This window comes from Paraglaciecola sp. G1-13, assembly GCF_055809255.1.
Map to the genome: position 1 here is coordinate 551,885 of NZ_CM147903.1, position 17,174 is coordinate 569,058.

Here is a 17,174-nt window from a genome sequence, read left to right on the forward strand (position 1 = left end):
GCACTAAAGCCTAGTGATTAACTAAGCTTTTGGCGCCCTTCAGTTTCATAAAGGCAATGAATACCCCAATTAACGATAAAACAGCATAAATCAATAACACGTTTTCTAATCCGCCAATTTGATTTTGTAACGCTGTTGCTATGATAGGGGCTGTAAATTGGCCAAAAAAGAATGCACCTGTCCAAAGACCTGTTCCACGACCAATGACACTTTTCGGAAGTACACTAAGTATCCAATTAAGCATAGTTGGTAACAGCATACCAAAACCTAAACAAGCGACAATAAGGGCTGCGGTGGTAAATATAAGCGTCGAAGATAGTGCCGCACCGCAATATCCTATGGCTGACAAGGCCAAACCAATACTCATTAATTTAGGACCTGACGCGCCTTTAAATTTACCAAATGCCATTGAGCCCAGCGCAACACCTATATTACCCACTGCACCTATACCACCAATAGTTGCCGGCGATACCTCACTTACTAAGCCTAAAATAACGCCAATTTTGACTATTATGGTGTAGAAGATGACACCCACAAAAAGCGTTGTTAATAGTAAGGGGGTAACCCTTTTCCAAGGTACCTTGGGCCTGCTCTTGTTAGCTTGCTCTTGATCTTGACCTCTTTGCGGTTCAAATAAGATAACGTAGGCAGCTAAGGCGATAGGGATAGCGACTAAATACAGCAAGAAGGGTCCTCGAGATCCAAAAAATTCACCTAAAAGCCCACCCATAGCAATTAAAACGATGGCACTCAAACTCACACTAGCGATCTGAATAGATATCCATTTTTGTCTGAGTTTACCGGTAAAGTAATCTGCAATTAACGCTGTCGCTACCGTCATGATAGCCGCCTCAGCAACACCTAATAATATCCTTACTATAATAATGTGATGCAGATCAGTTAAAAAATATGGGACTACGCCAACCACCCCGTAAGCCAAAAGTGCAGATATCAAAACTGGTTTACGACCTAATTTATCAGATATCCAGCCGGCCAAGGGTGAAAAAAGCGCGACGCACAATGCCGGAACGGTCAGTGCGATGGGCACTAAAAATGCCGAGCCTTGCTCATGGGCAAATTCTTTCATTAATAAAGGCAAAACAGGGATCAAAGAAGCAATTGCCATCGGGGGCATTATGGCTGCCAAGATTAAAATAATGGCATGTTTAGTAGAGGCTTGATTGCTTATTTTATCTATCAATACGGTATCAACGAGACTGTTTGGCATATTTTATTTCCACTATATTTTTGCTTGGTAGAGGATGTCGTTAACTAATCGGCGCTACTTCATCTAATACATATTGAGAAAAAGACGGTAACGATAGTGTTCTACCAAACTTCAAAGTTATGAGTCATTGTTAAAATAATGTAAGGGAATGCAGTGGGATGCCAGTGGAATAAACTGATTTTAACTATCTCTAAATCTGATACATCCATAATGATACAGCTATGTATATGTTAGTAATTGGTGAACGTCGACAATCAACTTAATCTGCCTATGCTTTGTAAACCCTCATCAAAATACAACAAGATCATCACTAATATCGCTAACAAGTATCAATAAAATCAATTATATGGATACCGAGGCAAGCCGTATAGTGAGTCAAATGTTACAAGGGTGTGACTTATATGTTTCATCCTTGTTCAGTTTGGTTCTGCTGTCAGTAGAGAGTTTACTGTCAGTTTTTTATTGTTTTTAAAATGAAAGTAAAAAGGATACGCAAATGAGTTTGACAAGAATTATTGGCGGCATGTTGCTCACGATAAGTTGTATCAGTTGTGCAATAGCTGATAGCGCCAGTGATGTAAAAGATGAATGGATTACCCTGGGCACAATGGGAGGTCCTATACCCCATGCGACACATTCACAACCGTCGAACGCTTTATTTGTTAACGGCCATACTTATATTGTCGACGCGGGCGATGGCACAGTGGGCCAGCTAACCAAAGCAGGCTTGAAAACAACCGATGTTGACGCAGTCTTTATCAGTCACTTACATTTTGACCATACCGGCGGGTTACCCGCATTATTAAGTCTTCGCTGGCAAGTGAATGCAGGGAATGAATTGACTGTTTATGGCCCCCCTGGGATCAAAGAAACAGTGGACGGGATCTTTGCGTTTATGAAATACGGCGCGGCAGGCCATTATGGTGTACCAGGCCAAATACCAGAACCTGCAAATCGTAAGGTCAACGTGGTTGAGTTGACAGATGGTGATAAGGTCAGCCTAGAGGACTTTACCTTAACAGCAGTGCGAAATACTCACTTTAGCTGGCCAGAAGGCAGCGATGAGTGGAAGAAGTACCAGGCATTATCGTTTAAGTTTGAACTGGCAGATTACACAGTCGTTTACACAGGAGATACAGGGCCAAGCAAAGCGGTTGAATTACTTGCTAAAGATGCTGATATACTTATCAGCGAAATGATGGATGTTGATCATACGGTTAATCTTGTAAAACGTGCGCATCCTAAAATGCCCCCTCAAGCTTTCAAACATTTAGGTCAGCATTTGTCTACTCACCATCTTACGCCTGATGAAGTTGGCCAGCTTGCCGCAAACGCGAACGTTAAAAAAGTTGTTATTACCCATATGGCACCTGGGCTGACCGCGCCAGCTGAGTATAAAAAATATAGCAATGAAATAGCGGCATTTTATCAAGGCGACATTACTCTTGCTAACGACCTAGACAGATTCTTACTGCAAAGATAGCAACAGGATTAGCATACTTTATGTCTATAAAATGGCATGTTTAGATGTTCACATTTAGGGTTATACCTGCAATCCTAAATGTGAAAAAAAATCAGCTTGTCATTTTTATATTTTTAGTTCCCGTCCTCCCTAATCCCCACTATTTAGTAGTTCAATTAGTAGTTCAATTTATTCGACAGAGCCATCGTTATGTAGCGGTCAACTCATTCCGGCCTGTAAAATAGGTTGGCTCTCCGCTTTTGCAGGAGCTAGCCAGTTACTAACTGTGTGGTCGTTGCCAGTTGTCCTAACGCGTAAACAACTTTTGAGTTATGAATTTAAAACCAAATGAGAAAATTACCCCAATTACTTTAAGCTTGTTGATTCAGTTATTTTTAAAAACTTTATTATTTTGGGTGTTTTATTTGATTGCGAGCGGCAGTCGGTCGCTGAATATTGAACCGCAGCGAGCGCTTGGCTGGCCAAGCGACATCTGCCCTGAAGGCGTTAAGATGAAGTATTTATCACCAGAGTCTATGCCCACTTGTACATAGGTTATTTAGGGAAGATAAATGGCGTATCTGCAGCCAAACATGCTCACACACTGCTGGGGTTGTGTTAAATGTAACTGATGGACCAATGCCAACCACTATCGAGTGACTGCCGCTAAAGGCATTGATATTCAACAGCCCACGGCGAGCGTGGTAGCCGCTGATTTTGATAATGACGGCTGGGCGGGCGCAGATGTTATCGATTTCGATAAAGATGGCGACCTTGATCTAATTACCGCCAATGAACGTGGCACATGGCGGCTTTTTGAAAATCACACATCCGCTCGATCTAATCATCATTTCTTGGGTGTTGTGGTAGGTGGCGCCCCGTCAGGTAAAGAGGCGCTACAAGCCTGCGGTAGACAATGGCAGTAGCAAGTAGGTGCTTCATCTTCTTCCTACGCAGACTCCTACAACAATCAGCTGTTATTTGGTTTAGGAAACTGTACACAAGTGGAGAGCGTCAGAGTGATCGCTACGGTCACTGATTAACATCCCGTGCCCTGAGTAACAGTACTTAGCACCTGTGAGTCTCTAATCCTTTCTAGTTAATTAATATCCTCAGCTAGCTCGCCAGTCAGTATTTCTACGCTTTTTACTTGTACTAAAATTGCTTTTATAGCGCAAAATTAAACATATGATGTTTACAATGATTTAATGTTGATATACATTTCAGTAACAAAATGTTCCAGTTCGTACATTCACTTTAATGCGGTTCATTTTTACTTAAGCGACGTGAAGCGCATCAAATGACCAATTCAAATATTGGCGCTATATGTATTGAGCTTGTCGCTCATGAATAACACTTATTCACAAAAAAAGAGTGAGGGATGGGAATACATGAACATATACCTAGCGTGTAAAGCGACCGTAAAACCACTGTTTTTGGTTGGTGGATTGCTCCTTAGCAGCGGTGCCTCTGCCGGCCTAATTAATGGGGGCTTTACTGACGGGCTAAACGGCTGGTCAGGAGATGTTAACTATTACAACGTCAATGCCGATGAAGAAGTGGCAACCTATGACATTAACTTTACCGAGTATTCGGATAACTATTTCACTGGCTCAAACAGCGTCACACTCAACACTTCTGCCGATTTAAGCGCAGAATATTGGGGTATTTATTTGTTTCAAACATTCATGGTTGCTGATAACTCGTCATTTATTTCATTGGCATTTGACTCAATAGCGGACAGCGCTTATGTCACTCTTGTTGATGATAATGGCGACCTTCTACATGACTTTATGCTCGACGGTTTAAGTGCCGATATCAGTGCGCTAGCAGGCGCTTCGGTTGCTTTGGAATTTGGTATTGAAGACTTTAACTACGATTACGATGACTACTTAACCGTGTCCAATATTTCTATTAGCCAACGTGCTAACGCGGTATCTGCACCCAGCACCTTTGCTCTTTTCCTGCTGGGATTGCTCGCGCTCAGGCAAACGTCTGCTTCTCGAAAGCCTGCATTCTAACGACTCACCTCTACAGATTAATTTATTGGTGATGTCATCACTATGACTTCGCCGACCAGCTTTTGACTTTTTGGAGAACAACAATGTTTGATCCTAATCACAATTGGGTTTCTTTGCGCGCGCTAAAAGGTGCCCAGTGGGCAGTGACACGCTTAATTTTCATCACCTTGGTTTGTCAGTTATCTTTCAATGGTTATGCACAAGAAGAAGGCGAGTGGGTGACGGTGGAGTCAGCCAGCGTTGAACAAAGTGAACGCTACACCAAACGCCGTGCGGGCTATTACACTTACAACAATATTGTCATTTCAGATGCCACAGCACTTTCTGTCAAATTGCGCATAGTGGTGACCGATAGCAGCCACGCGGTACTCGATGCAGATGGTATTACCGATAATGGACTCCCTTATTTTGATATTGTTTCACTGGACGAACAGACGCAAATTTACTTCGGGATAAAGCGAGGAGAGCTTAATTACAACGCGGTGGTTCAAGAGTTCGCATCGGCCGATAGCCCAGAGAAAAACTTATTATCAGTCGCCAATATGGCGCCAAGCGCCCACTGGGATAACGCAGCGCTGGCTAACGTTGTACAAGGTGACAACCATGAGGAAGCCGTGGCGACCCTTGAAGGTGCAGCTAATAGTAACGTGTACATCATCTTTGATATCGAACAAAGCAATAATTTAGTCTTTAACTTTAGCCAAGACGATACAGAACAAAATCGTGTTACAAGCTGGGAAGCAGCCCATAAAACAGACAGTGGTTGGGTTGTGCTGAAAAGCTGGGGCGATGCTAACGTAGGTCTAAATACCTTTACCGCCAACCCTAATGTGTCAGCCAATAAGATTCGCTTTAGATTTAGAGGCCCAGATGGAGCGAATTTAGGCATTAACCAACTTTCGCTGATAAGCAAAAAAGATGACTCGGCACCGATACCCGACCCAGATGGCGAGTCGATTCTTGATACAGACTTAAGCGGTTATACCGGCTACACGGACGAAAACGGCGTTACTACGGTGAATGTCGGCTTTTTCGAGAATAAGGTCTTTGACCACGCCCCAACTAAACTGTTCGCCGAAGCCGTATTTGCAGACACGGTAAATGATACCGGGCGATTAAAAACGGCGCTCAATCAAGCAAAAAGAGAAACCGGTGGCGGTGTCGTTATACTTCGCGCAAATGCGAATGGCCAAAATCGTTTTAGTTTATCTCATATTGCGGTGCCGTCTAATGTACGTATCGAAGTGGAGCCTAGCCTTGTACTTGAAATGCGCGGCATAAAGGAAGACCTTTACCCCACAAGCAAAAATGATCACAAAAATAAGAATAAACCCAATCGTCAGTTTTTGTTCTCGTTCGGCCGGAGTAACGGCCCAGGCAATTTATTAGCCGAGCGGGTCGAAAATGTAGAAGTTCGCTCGACTATACCTGGTCAGAAGTTCACTATAGATGCCACCACCAACATGCCGCATAACTACGGTTACATGAACGGTGGTAACGGTAATGGCGTGGTAAACCTGACCCGCGCCATCCCTGTTGGTTTGTTTTACGTGAAGAACTTCGCGATTTCAGATATCAACATTGAAGATAATCACACGGAATCCGTTGCTGTGCAGATGTTTGCTGATGCTGATTACAAGGACGGTGCATTTGCGTATCGCTTTGGTCCTACACCGTTATTTTTGGAAGAGCGTTATGTAAAAAATCCTGCAGGAAGCGCGAATCTCAATAAGCCGATGAACCCCGTAAATATCCCGTTAGCCACCAACGATAATGGTGACTTCATTGATGAGAGTGGTGATATTGTGCCTGATATGTTTGCCATTCAACGTAACCCCACTTACGGTCGTACACCGGTTAAAGGGTCAATCAAAAATATTAAGGCAAGCCATGCCCATACTGGTTACGGCGTAGTGCAAGTATATGGCGGAGATTGGATAGAAATCGATAACATTGAAGCCTTCAACGGTATCGGCGTTCGCGTGGAGGCGGGTAACGGTACAGACAACGATAACTTCAATCGTTCGGGGCCTTACTTCTCGTCTATGAACAAAATCAATATCACTAATGTGAAGGTCACCAATGGTTTCACTGGTGTGTGGTTAAAACCCCATTCAAAAATCATGAAAGACATCAGTGTTGAAAATATCGAAGCAATAGACAGCGGCACGGCTTTATTAGTCGGTAAAGGTTCGTTCAATTGTAAAACCCGTTGTCGCGACCTAACCCGAGGTCGTATTAATAACTTAGTGATTAAAGGGGATATCACCCTAAGACAAACCGTATTTGATGCCCCTGTTGCAGAGGTGGGCAATAACATTACGTACTTGATAACTGATGCCAACAGACGTTATTTAGCTAACCTCAACGATAAAAACATCGATCAACTGACCCGGAATGATTTACAGCAGAAGAAGATCATCGGCCAGCAAACACCTGAGCAGTTAGCCGCATTGACCCCAGAAAGCTTTGATAATCCGTCAGGTACGCGTTGGTATAAAATATTTCCAACGGCACCTGTTCTCGCCTTATCCATGTTATCTGCAACAGAAGTAGGCAATGAATCCGCTAAATTTGGCTTTTACCCTGTGGATTTCTCTAAAGCGAATATCGTTTCTGATGGTTTACCTGAAGATACCTTGATTTTGTATCGCGGTGATATGCGTAACCCCAACGGCAGTACTGCTACAGATTTCATCAATAAGTAACGTGTTGTTCAGTATTGGCTAGCCTCGTTAAGCGAACTAGTTACTGCTGAACGCTCTAGCTAGAAGCGAAAGAGTAGGTGTTAGCGTCAAGAGAGGAGGGCTTGTAAGTCAGCTTATACCTTCACGTTTAATATTTAGTCTTTCTCATATTTGTTAGCTAAGCCCTAAAAATTATTTCCATTTACACCATAAAAGAAGGTAAATATGATCAAGCAAATTTATGCGGCTAAGACGCTCGCTTTCAGTGCTTTTTTTGCGCTTCATTCTCAGGCGAGTGCTGAAATGCTTTTGCCATTGTCCGACCCAGATAATAAGGGGAATTGGTCATTAAATACCGCTGTGAGTGACGAGTTCAATAACAGCACACTCGATGAAGCCCGCTGGTTTATTGTCGGTAAGTTTAAAAACGGTAAGCCGCAATATGTTCACCCTGACAAACCCGATAAATGGGTATGGAAGGGCAGGGCTCCGTCGCAATTTTCCGGGCGAAATCATCGCTTGGAAGACGGAAAGCTAATGCTAGAAGCCCGCTGGGAGCCAGATTTCCCCTTTTCCGATGAAATCAGAAAGCCGGTGTTTGGCGAGCCGATGAAACATGAAAATATTACCGTTCCTTGCCTAATTAACCGCCGTTCATTTACGTACGGCTACATTGAAATCAAAAGTAAATCTGCTGATGCTGAAGTGACTAGCGCTTTTTGGTCAATGGGACCTAAGTTGGAATTTGATTTTTTTGAGTCTTTTGGTGACAGCCGAGAAGATCCCAAAAAAGACCACCTGGACAGTGAATTATGGTGGTCTATCCGAGATTGGGAAAAGCCCGTTGGAGGTAAGCCGAGTTACACCGAACACAAAGATCTTGGCTTTAGAATGGCCGATGACTTTCATGTATACGGCGTGGAATGGAATGAAAATGGGGTTAAGTACTATGTCGACGGCGAGTTGCTGTCAACGGTCAGTGCAGAGCAGGTCACCGCTTGGGCTAAGGAGAACCGCGAAGGACTCCCTGAAGACTACAATGGCTACGTGGCGACAAAGCCGATAAACCTGTGGCTAGACATGGAAACCTTCCCGTGGCACGGCTACCCCAACAGTAAAGAGGATTTAGAGAAAAACAGCCCTGAGCATTTGAAAAATGATGGCGTCGTGGACTTCGAGGTGGAATACATCCGCGTGTGGCAAAAGCCAGAACAACTTGGGCAGTAGTCTATATCAATAAGGGGAATTTATGCTTATAACATTCGAACGTCGCCATCTTCAGCGTTTAAGTTATCTATTATTCATAACGTTGATTGTCTGTGAAAGTGTGCTGAATTCCTGCGCTGCACAAGTTGTAACAAAGCCTAACGTACTGCTGATTCTAGTGGATGACTTAGGCTACTCAGATATAAAAGCGTACAACGAAAATAGTTTTTACGACACGCCCAACATCGATAAGCTTGCTAGTCAGAGTGTTATGTTCACCAACGGATATGCGGCTAACCCTGTGTGTAGCCCCTCAAGATTCGCGCTGCTGACAGGCAAACACCCAACCCGAGGCAAAGCGACTGATTGGTTTCCAGCTAATGATAAACCCGCACGGGCAGGGCGCTTTCTTCCCGCTGAGTTTAATGACGCTTTACCATTGTCTGAAATCACCTTGGCTGAGGCGTTCAAACAAAATGGTTACAACACTGCTTTCTTAGGTAAGTGGCATTTAGGGAAAACCGAAGATCTGTGGCCTGAGAACCAAGGTTTTGACGTCAATATTGCAGGTACTAAAAATGGTCACCCAGCTGCTGGATACTTTTCGCCATATAAAAATGCACGATTAACGGATGGTCCCGCAGGCGAGTATTTGACACAGCGCTTAACCAATGAAGCTATATCCTTGGTGGATAAATACAGCAAACAAACCGCTCCGTTTTTTATGATGCTGTCTTTTTATACGGTACATACGCCTTTAGCTGCGCCGAACAAAGACGTACACGAGTATCAAGCAAAAATACGCCAATACGCCCATAACGACGAGTTTCAAAGGGAAGAGCAGGCTTGGCCAACTGCGGATAAACGGGAGGTGAGAGTGAAGCAAAATCACCCCACGTATGCTGCTATGGTCAAACAAATGGATACCCAAGTAGGCAGACTATTAGCCAAATTAAAGCAAGCGGGTATGGAAGAAAGCACGCTTGTTGTGTTTACCTCGGACAATGGCGGGTTATCAAGCGCGGAAGGCTCACCTACTTCAAATTTGCCTTTGCGAGGCGGCAAAGGTTGGTTATACGAAGGGGGAATTAGAGTGCCGTTATTGGTTAAATTACCCCAGAAGAAACACAAGCACCTACAGATCAATGAGCCCGTGACCTCTACTGATTTGTATCCCACCTTACTCAGTGCTGGGCACCTCGATTTGCAGCCTGGGCAACACTTGGATGGAGTAGATTTAAATCAGTACTTTTCGCCCGGCGCAAAGCGCGACGCGCTAATGCGAAGGCCTTTGTATTTTCACTACCCTCATTACTCGAATCAGGGGGGATTCCCTGGCGCAGCAATCCGTCAGGGTAACTGGAAGTTAATTGAACGCTTCGAAGACGGTAAGGTACATTTGTATAACCTTGCCAATGACATAGGCGAACAAATAGACCTAGCAAACCAAGCGCCCGAACGAGTCGCTTCGTTGCGCAAAAAACTGCATGAGTGGTATCAACAAACTAATGCGCGCTTCTTAAAAGCGAAGGGTAACAAAACGCCTTGGCAACCAGATTTTGAGGCTGAGTTATAACGTTAATACTGCTTTTCATGACACTGTTGCTAGCAATAATTAAAACGGTAGCGTTCGCAAAGGGAAAAGTTAGTGACTTATCAGTGAATATCACAGCAAGCACAATTCAGATGTTAAGACCTTATCTGAAAAGACTTACACCTTGAAGGCGCGAAGCGTTAACACTTCAGCCGGCCATGCATTGTGAATTCCGACTAGTACAGAGTACATATCGGAGCGCAGATTTTCAGATAATCTAGAAATATCCACCACCTCTCTATTATAAAGACACCCAAGTTAAAATTAGTTATTTTCATTCCTAAACTAAGCTTGATAGGTGTTCTATTTGATCAAGTTGATGGTTATGCCTCAGTCGCGAAAAAGCCAAATCAGTTTAATCGATACACCTATTTTATTCACAACATCCATGTCGTTCACTTCTTCGAAGCCAGCTAAAGCTGTTCAAATTTTATTCCCGATAAATTTGTCATTGTATTTCCCGCTGTGTATGGCATACGTTGACCTAAACCCTATACGCGCAAAAATGGCAGAAACACCCGAAACGGCAAGTCACACAAGTATTAAAAAGCGGATCGACGCGGCTAAAAATCAACAGTCGCAGCCTAGCGCCTTGATGCCCTTTGTAGGCAGCTATCGTGAAGAAATGCCCAAAGGTTTCGCGTATTCACTTAATGATTATTGCGAGCTTATAGATACCACAAGCCGCTGCATTCATGATGATAAGACAGGTTATATGGATAATAAGCAAAGTCTTATTTTAGAAAGACTCGGGTTAGGCACGGTGCAGTGGCTAACCCTATCCACGGAGTTCGAAAAGCATTTTTGCTACGCCGCAGGTGCGGAGCAAATGATGAACACGTTCAAGCGTCATACCCACCATCAGAGACTGCGAGGGATGGGGAAAGCCAAAGAGTTGTTAAAACAAGCATAAAACTGTTTCCCGCGACAAGCTGAAAATAGTAGATCAGTTCACCCTACCCAAGCATGGTTTAAACCTCTGCCCGTAATTTACAAAATTCTGTTTAATCTCTTTGAGCTGCACTCATTTCAACTAAAAACATCTTCACATAGCATATGAGCAAGCAGTGCCAATCGACTGTGAATCAATTAAGAGTATTTGAAGGGGGGCTATATTTAACATGGCTGTCCATATAAAGTCGTTTAACATGGCTGTCTAGATAAAGTTAAACTAAGTGGTGCGCTTAGAAGTTGAATTTGAGATTATTTATTGGCGTTGGTTTAAGCAAAGTGCAATTGGGGATGGGTGATGAAGCAAGGTTTTGAGTTGGACTTAGATTTAGGTAAGCGACACATTGTAATACAGCGTCGATACGAAGCATTAGGTGCTTTTAATGATTTACTGATCGCTGTCTGGTTTTTGATTGGCAGTTTTTTCTTTCTAAGTGAATCTCTTGTTGAAGATGGCACCTGGTTATTTATAGCAGGCAGTGCCCAACTACTTATTAAACCCTTTATTAAATTGGCAAGTTTAATACATGTTGCCAGGGTCGCTCCTAAATCAACCTAGTGAGAAAAGTGAAACATAACATTTTCTCTTTTTGAGGAGGCTGCTGGCAGAGGGTAGCTGTGGCTTTGTTTGTCTTTCAAGAGCCGGTATTCGCTTTATTTGATGCCGAAGACTCAGTCCACACCAGCACTACAATGCTTTAATTTTGATATTTTTAAACTCAATGGGATGCCCTTCACTTTGCAAGGCAATGTATCCAGAGTGTAGTGGTGCGCTCGGTGTCCATATTGCAGGGTCATACCCTTTTACAAACTTACCTCCCATCGTCGGGCGGGTATATTGCAATACGATGTCACCGTTAATGATGTGGGTCACATTGCCATTATTGACTATTAGTTCTGCGCTAACCCATTCACCCACCGGAATCGTTGGTGATGATGACATCAAGCAGTGATCGGTGTAAACAGCGCCTTGGTATTCGATGTCCGTGCCTGGGGAGCACATATTGCCTGTTGGCCGTGCTTTACCATCATCTAGGCCAGCTAAAAACTGCATTTCCACCGAGATGGGCCAGTCTTGTTCTTTCAATATCGTTTCAGGCGCTTGGCTGTAATACATAAGACCACTGTTTCGCTCAGCGTAATGAGGGGCATCAGATAGGAAGTCACCGTAGAAGTGATAGTCCAGCTTTAGGTGAAAGTTGCTGAAGGGTTGATTGAAGTATAGATGGCCGAATTGTTTATCAAAGGTATCGTATTGATCGTAACTGACACGTAATAAACCATTTTCAACACGAAAGGTATCGGCCACATTCTCACCCACTTCATGATGATGAATTTTTACTGTCCAGCCGTCTAAATTCTCCCCATTGAATAGGGTATGCCAGCCACTTTTTACGGGGCGTTGATGAGTGCAGGAAGACAGTATTCCGAGTAAGGTACCAATGAGTATGAGCTTCACGAGTGTCATATATTTACCTCAGTGTTGAACTAATCTGTGAGACAAATCAGTCATTTTTTTCCTGCGCCGCATGGTGGGCAAGTGCACTATACGCCTTATCGCTTCGCACAGGTTGCGTGTATTTATCCTTCTCAGTCTAAACGAAACCACCACCTTTGTTAAAGGTAGTGGTTTCGTCACACTGGGGTGTTGAAATAGCGGTTATTGAGGGGTGACTTTTAGCAGCAATACGCCTTCTGACTCAAGTTCGAAATGGCTATTTATTGGATTGCTGGTCATCATGTTGGTGAGGATCGCAGGCTTTCCATTTGCCAGTGATAATTCAAGCTTGGCGACATTACGCCCAACATTCAGAATATTCACTAGGTAGCTACCGTCAGGCTGTTTGATTGTGCGCCATGTGGTCGTTTTGAACGGCTCGCCGTTATCTTCTTTTAGCAAAATATCAGGCATGCTGTCGGCAACTTCTGCTAGAGCCACTTGCTTGATTTTTGCAATATCAGCTTCTGCCTCAAGTGCGATTAGTTTCCCTTTACTTGCTTTAAGTGACTGTTTGCGGGTTTGGCCGTATTCGTTAAATTGCAAGCTTTTAGCATCGAGAATGACGGTACCGCCTTGCTCTAAATAAGACTGTAATGCAGCAAATTCAGCGTCACTCACATTTGGGTTGTTGTAAACAATGACCGTATCCCAAGCGCTATTGTCTTGTTTTTCAATAATATTTTTGGTGACAAAGCCCAACGGTAAGCCTTCAAAAAACAGCTCTTCATAGAGCTTGTACCCTTTGGTCATGTAGTCATCAGTGTTGATGGCTGTAGTTTCAGAGTAAAACAAACGTAGCGGACGAGGTTGTTCCCGCAGTTCGATGATCTCTTCTGAAAAACTATTCAAGTCAAACATCACCTGAGTCACTTCATTGGTGACTTGAGGTTGCATGTTGTTAGACCCAGCATAGGCACCAGCCAAACCTGGATCGAAAAAGTCTAACTCGCCTTCCAATCGGTCCTCAGGGGAGCCGTCGGGATCCCGTGCCCAAAACCAACCGGTGTTGGCATCCATTCCTAGTAATGTGGCCAACCAATAGACACTGCGAACATAGCTTGGGCGAGTGTCTAAATCTCGCCACTGGCCGGACGATAAGAAATGTGATTCAGAGTTAACATTAATTTTATTTGGTGCCACTGACTCCATAAAGTCGTGGAACATAGCAACGTACCCCCAGTAATAAGCGTACTTTTCCATCCATTTTGAGGATTTACCTGGCCTAATATTCTTGCTGCCAAATGATTTAGCATCATGGCCTACCATGGTGGTTAATTCCGCTAATGCTTCGGTATCTATGCCACCTGAGCGAACATTATCCATAAACATACGCGGCATTATTTTAATATGCGTGTCGGCATCTGGATTAACTGAATGTAACTGATTTTGCATAAATGCAAACCAGTTAGTACTTCTATCCATGTTGTAACGTGACCAGTCAAACCAAATTGGCTGGCCTTGCAAAGCAGGATCTATCGGTATGTCGATAGTCACATCATCGAAACTCGCAAAGTCGGCTCGCCAATTGGCATTAAGCTGAGCTAAGTCGCCTTCGTACTTATCGTTTAGCCAAGTGCGGAAATTGTTGAGTGTGTAGGAGGAAATTGAAGTCATCTCGTCGAAGCGAGCGGTCCAAAAGTCTTTTTCTGCAAACCAATGAGGTTCATTAGCCAGCACAAAGCCCAGCTCTGTTACTTTTTTGCCTTTTGTTAGCTCACCTGTTCTACGGATGATTTTACCCCACAAATCACGTGCTAAAGGGTTGTCTATGTCGAATCCGGTAAAGAGTGAACGACCCTTACGTACTTCAGGTTCTTGCTTTTCAACCCACTCAGGGATCCCCATGATCCAGTAATATAAGAAGCCAATATTCGTATCAGGAATATCGGTGAGTTCCTTCATCAGTTCTTCGTCAAAGGTCCCGTCTTCCTTCAATAAAAAGGAGTTAATGGCGCGGTCATGATCTACTGGATAGAGGTTTTCACCACCGTGGTATAGTGCACCTAAATGGTCGTTATACACGTCGGTATTAGTAAGAGGTTGGCCAACCGTTTTGGAAAAGTAATCATAAGGGAAGATAGGTTTCCCATTACTCACAAACATATTGTCGCCAGCTTTGGTACCCTGCCAATCAACCTTGTTTACTGGTCGGCGTTTTATGTCACCGCGTAGTACTTGTGCGAGCACCGTTATGCCTTTATCTAAAATCTCGTTTACTTTTTGGCGTTCGAAGTCAGGTAAAGAAGCTGCTAATTCAACTTTATCGGCAGCGTAATAACGTTCGTACCCAAAAGCGGCTTCAATTGCTTTAGGGTTCGCTTCATCCCAATTCGCGAATTTGATAAACTGCTCAGAAAACCACACTAGCGTTTCTTCTCGGGTGACGTCTATTTTCTTGCTTCGTGCTTCGTCCATCATACCTTTGAGCTTGTCCAATTTTGCTTTAGCTTGTTGCTCAAGTGGGCTGACAGATTCAACTTTTTCGGTCGCTATTTCCAATACCTGTTTAGGTTCGGTTGATTGGCTGCAACCTAAACTAAGTATGAGTGCTGAAGCAATACTTGCCCCTAAAAGATGATGTTTCATTTGTTCTCCTACTGTGCGGCCAGATGTATCAGCCGCACATGTTAATTTGTGTTTATTTTTTGCAATGCAGTTTGCTAAATCGAAGGCTTAGGTTGCTTTTTATTGCACTGGCATGACTGCGTATTCGTCAAGTAGGATTTTCCCGCCTTCTGGTAGGCCATACACTTCCCAAAATTGGAATACATCGGTGGAGACATTCCACTGGGGTGGCACGGACCATTCTCTATCGCCAGTTGCTTCATTGATAAACTCGACCAATTGCCATTCGGTGGTTTTTTGTAATGTTGCAGATAAAATACCAGCGGTAGGTCTTCTAAAATCAAAGCCCGGGCCACTTGGGCCGCCGTCATATGTCCATGCTAACAATACATGTTTAAGGGTGATGTCTTGTGTTGGTCGCTCAGGCAGTTTTACCCAGACTGAATATTTGTAGGTCTGGCCGATAGAGCTTCCGCCCAAGCCATAGGTTGCACTATGCCAATTCCGTTGTTTATTGAACACTTGCTGAAGGACTTTTGTTGCGTCATCGGCGCCAGCAGTAATTTCCAACGCTTTGCCCGAAAGACTGACGTCAGAAGCAGTAACAGTGCCGCCTTTCCAAGGAGCGCCTGCACCGTCGAGATTAAAATCAGTGTTGAATCCAGCAGGGTGAACTGATACGCCGGTTTCGCACATCAGGTTTCTGACCACAGTCGCGGTAATACCTTGATTCGCCACATCTGCGAATTCAGTTGCACCAGTATCGCCAGACGCTAAAGAAACGGATGCATCGAACGTATAGCCAACGGTTGAAGCGTCACCCACTGAGTACATACCAACCCCACTTTCGCCATAGTTAACAGATGTTGCAGGGAAGTCTACGTCGTTGCTTGATGCCCACGCGTAGGCATAATCACCGCTTAAGGCGTCTCCAAACGCTGGGGTAGGGGTAACGTTAAATCCTGCGGTTACGCAGGCTGGTACCTCTTTCGTTTCACTTGGCAGCCCATTGCTGTCCATGTCTCTGTTGGAAATTGCTAAGGTGAATTCAGAAAAGACTTCTAGGTCTACTGTAATTGACTTATCAGGCGAACTGACGCTGGTCACTGTTACCGTGGTTTGCCCAGCCTCAATGGTAGTGATATTGCCGTTGTCGTCTATGCTCGCGATGGACGGGTCGGCTATCGAATAAGTTAGGCCCTGATCGCATGCTTTTTCAGGAAGCACAGTGGCAAAAAGAGTGGCTTCTTGGCCCATCAATACGCGAATCGGCTCAGCCGTCACACTTTCAACAGCGTCGAACACTGCATTCATGGTCAATATTAAAGTGCGTCTGGGCAATACTTCCCCGGGGGCTAAATCAAAGCCGTTATCCACTGCAAAATCGATTGTATAAGTCACTTGGGGCGGGGTATCTAAGAAGCCGTCAGGTGTTGGGTTGTCATCCTCATCCCGCGGGCCTCCAATGATATCAGTGGTGTCACAGGTGCTGAGCCGGTCAGCAAATTTGTCAGTATCAATGATGAGCTTGCCGTCTTGTTCAGAAAAAGGTGACACGGTCTGATTGGCTAAACCATTACCTCTTATTTGTGGCGTGACAAAGTTTTGATCAACGGTGAAGTTAAAGTCTGAAACATTGATATTGCCGGCCAGTGGCTTGCCATCAGCCATGGCCCCAGCCAGTAAATCAACTTCTTGGGTACCGGTTTCTTCTTCAAAAGACGCGCTAAGCGTCGCCGTATCAAAGGTCACAATCTCAGACGCTGAAAAATCAGGGTCGTACCCTTCGTCAGTACCGCCGCCACAGCCGGCTAAAAGCGTGGCAAGTACGGCTGCTGTTACATTGTTTACTAGTAAGTGTTTTTTCATCTTACTTCTCCAAAATCCTGTTATGTAGGTCGAGCACGTGATGTGAGCGAAGTATGCAAGCACAACGGGCTCAACCTGTTCTTAAAGTGT

General features: G+C 44.2%; 11 protein-coding genes and 1 pseudogene. 8 read left to right on the plus strand and 4 right to left on the minus strand.

From position 1 onward, the window contains the following. Positions 1-10 precede the first annotated feature (10 nt). Positions 11-1,201, minus strand: a complete 1,191-nt coding sequence (locus AC0L6N_RS02250) for an MFS transporter (RefSeq protein WP_473478508.1) — start codon at positions 1,199-1,201, stop codon at positions 11-13. Positions 1,202-1,724: 523 nt separating this feature from the next. Between AC0L6N_RS02250 and AC0L6N_RS02255 the strand changes: the two genes are divergently transcribed. The 8 genes and pseudogenes from AC0L6N_RS02255 (at position 1,725) to AC0L6N_RS02290 (ending at position 11,708) form a co-directional block, all read left to right on the plus strand. Continuing rightward, on the plus strand, positions 1,725-2,711 hold the full coding sequence (locus AC0L6N_RS02255) for an MBL fold metallo-hydrolase (protein WP_473478510.1): 987 nt from the start codon (positions 1,725-1,727) through the stop codon (positions 2,709-2,711). Positions 2,712-3,346: 635 nt separating this feature from the next. Continuing rightward, the gene (locus tag AC0L6N_RS02260; RefSeq protein ID WP_473478512.1) at positions 3,347-3,616 is read left to right on the plus strand and encodes a hypothetical protein; all 270 of its coding nucleotides are present in this window, start codon (positions 3,347-3,349) and stop codon (positions 3,614-3,616) included. 465 nt (positions 3,617-4,081) lie between these two features. After that, on the plus strand, positions 4,082-4,711 hold the full coding sequence (locus AC0L6N_RS02265) for a hypothetical protein (RefSeq protein ID WP_473478515.1): 630 nt from the start codon (positions 4,082-4,084) through the stop codon (positions 4,709-4,711). 83 nt (positions 4,712-4,794) lie between these two features. Beyond that, positions 4,795-7,419, plus strand: coding sequence for a hypothetical protein (locus AC0L6N_RS02270; protein WP_473478516.1), 2,625 nt, complete (start codon positions 4,795-4,797; stop codon positions 7,417-7,419). Between the two features lie 204 nt (positions 7,420-7,623). Then, a complete protein-coding gene (locus AC0L6N_RS02275) occupies positions 7,624-8,625 on the plus strand; it encodes a family 16 glycosylhydrolase (RefSeq protein ID WP_473478518.1) in 1,002 nt (333 codons plus the stop codon). Positions 8,626-8,647: 22 nt separating this feature from the next. After that, positions 8,648-10,180 carry a sulfatase gene (locus tag AC0L6N_RS02280; protein ID WP_473478519.1) on the plus strand — a complete coding sequence of 511 codons (1,533 nt, stop codon included), beginning with the start codon at positions 8,648-8,650 and terminating at the stop codon, positions 10,178-10,180. 484 nt (positions 10,181-10,664) lie between these two features. Next, positions 10,665-11,111, plus strand: a pseudogene (locus AC0L6N_RS02285) (hypothetical protein); the annotation flags it as partial. A gap of 336 nt (positions 11,112-11,447) precedes the next feature. Then, a complete protein-coding gene (locus AC0L6N_RS02290; RefSeq protein WP_041713324.1) occupies positions 11,448-11,708 on the plus strand; it encodes a YrhK family protein in 261 nt (86 codons plus the stop codon). A gap of 129 nt (positions 11,709-11,837) precedes the next feature. On the opposite strand, the gene AC0L6N_RS02295 is transcribed toward AC0L6N_RS02290, so the two are convergent. The 3 genes from AC0L6N_RS02295 to AC0L6N_RS02305 all read right to left on the minus strand — a co-directional run bounded on the left by AC0L6N_RS02295 (position 11,838) and on the right by AC0L6N_RS02305 (position 17,084). Continuing rightward, complete coding sequence (locus AC0L6N_RS02295; protein WP_473478522.1) at positions 11,838-12,617, minus strand: 3-keto-disaccharide hydrolase; 780 nt, start codon at positions 12,615-12,617, stop codon at positions 11,838-11,840. A gap of 192 nt (positions 12,618-12,809) precedes the next feature. Beyond that, the gene (locus AC0L6N_RS02300) at positions 12,810-15,236 is read right to left on the minus strand and encodes a glycoside hydrolase family 42 (RefSeq protein ID WP_473478524.1); all 2,427 of its coding nucleotides are present in this window, start codon (positions 15,234-15,236) and stop codon (positions 12,810-12,812) included. 99 nt (positions 15,237-15,335) lie between these two features. After that, positions 15,336-17,084, minus strand: coding sequence for an Ig-like domain-containing protein (locus AC0L6N_RS02305; RefSeq protein ID WP_473478526.1), 1,749 nt, complete (start codon positions 17,082-17,084; stop codon positions 15,336-15,338). Positions 17,085-17,174: the final 90 nt, after the last annotated feature.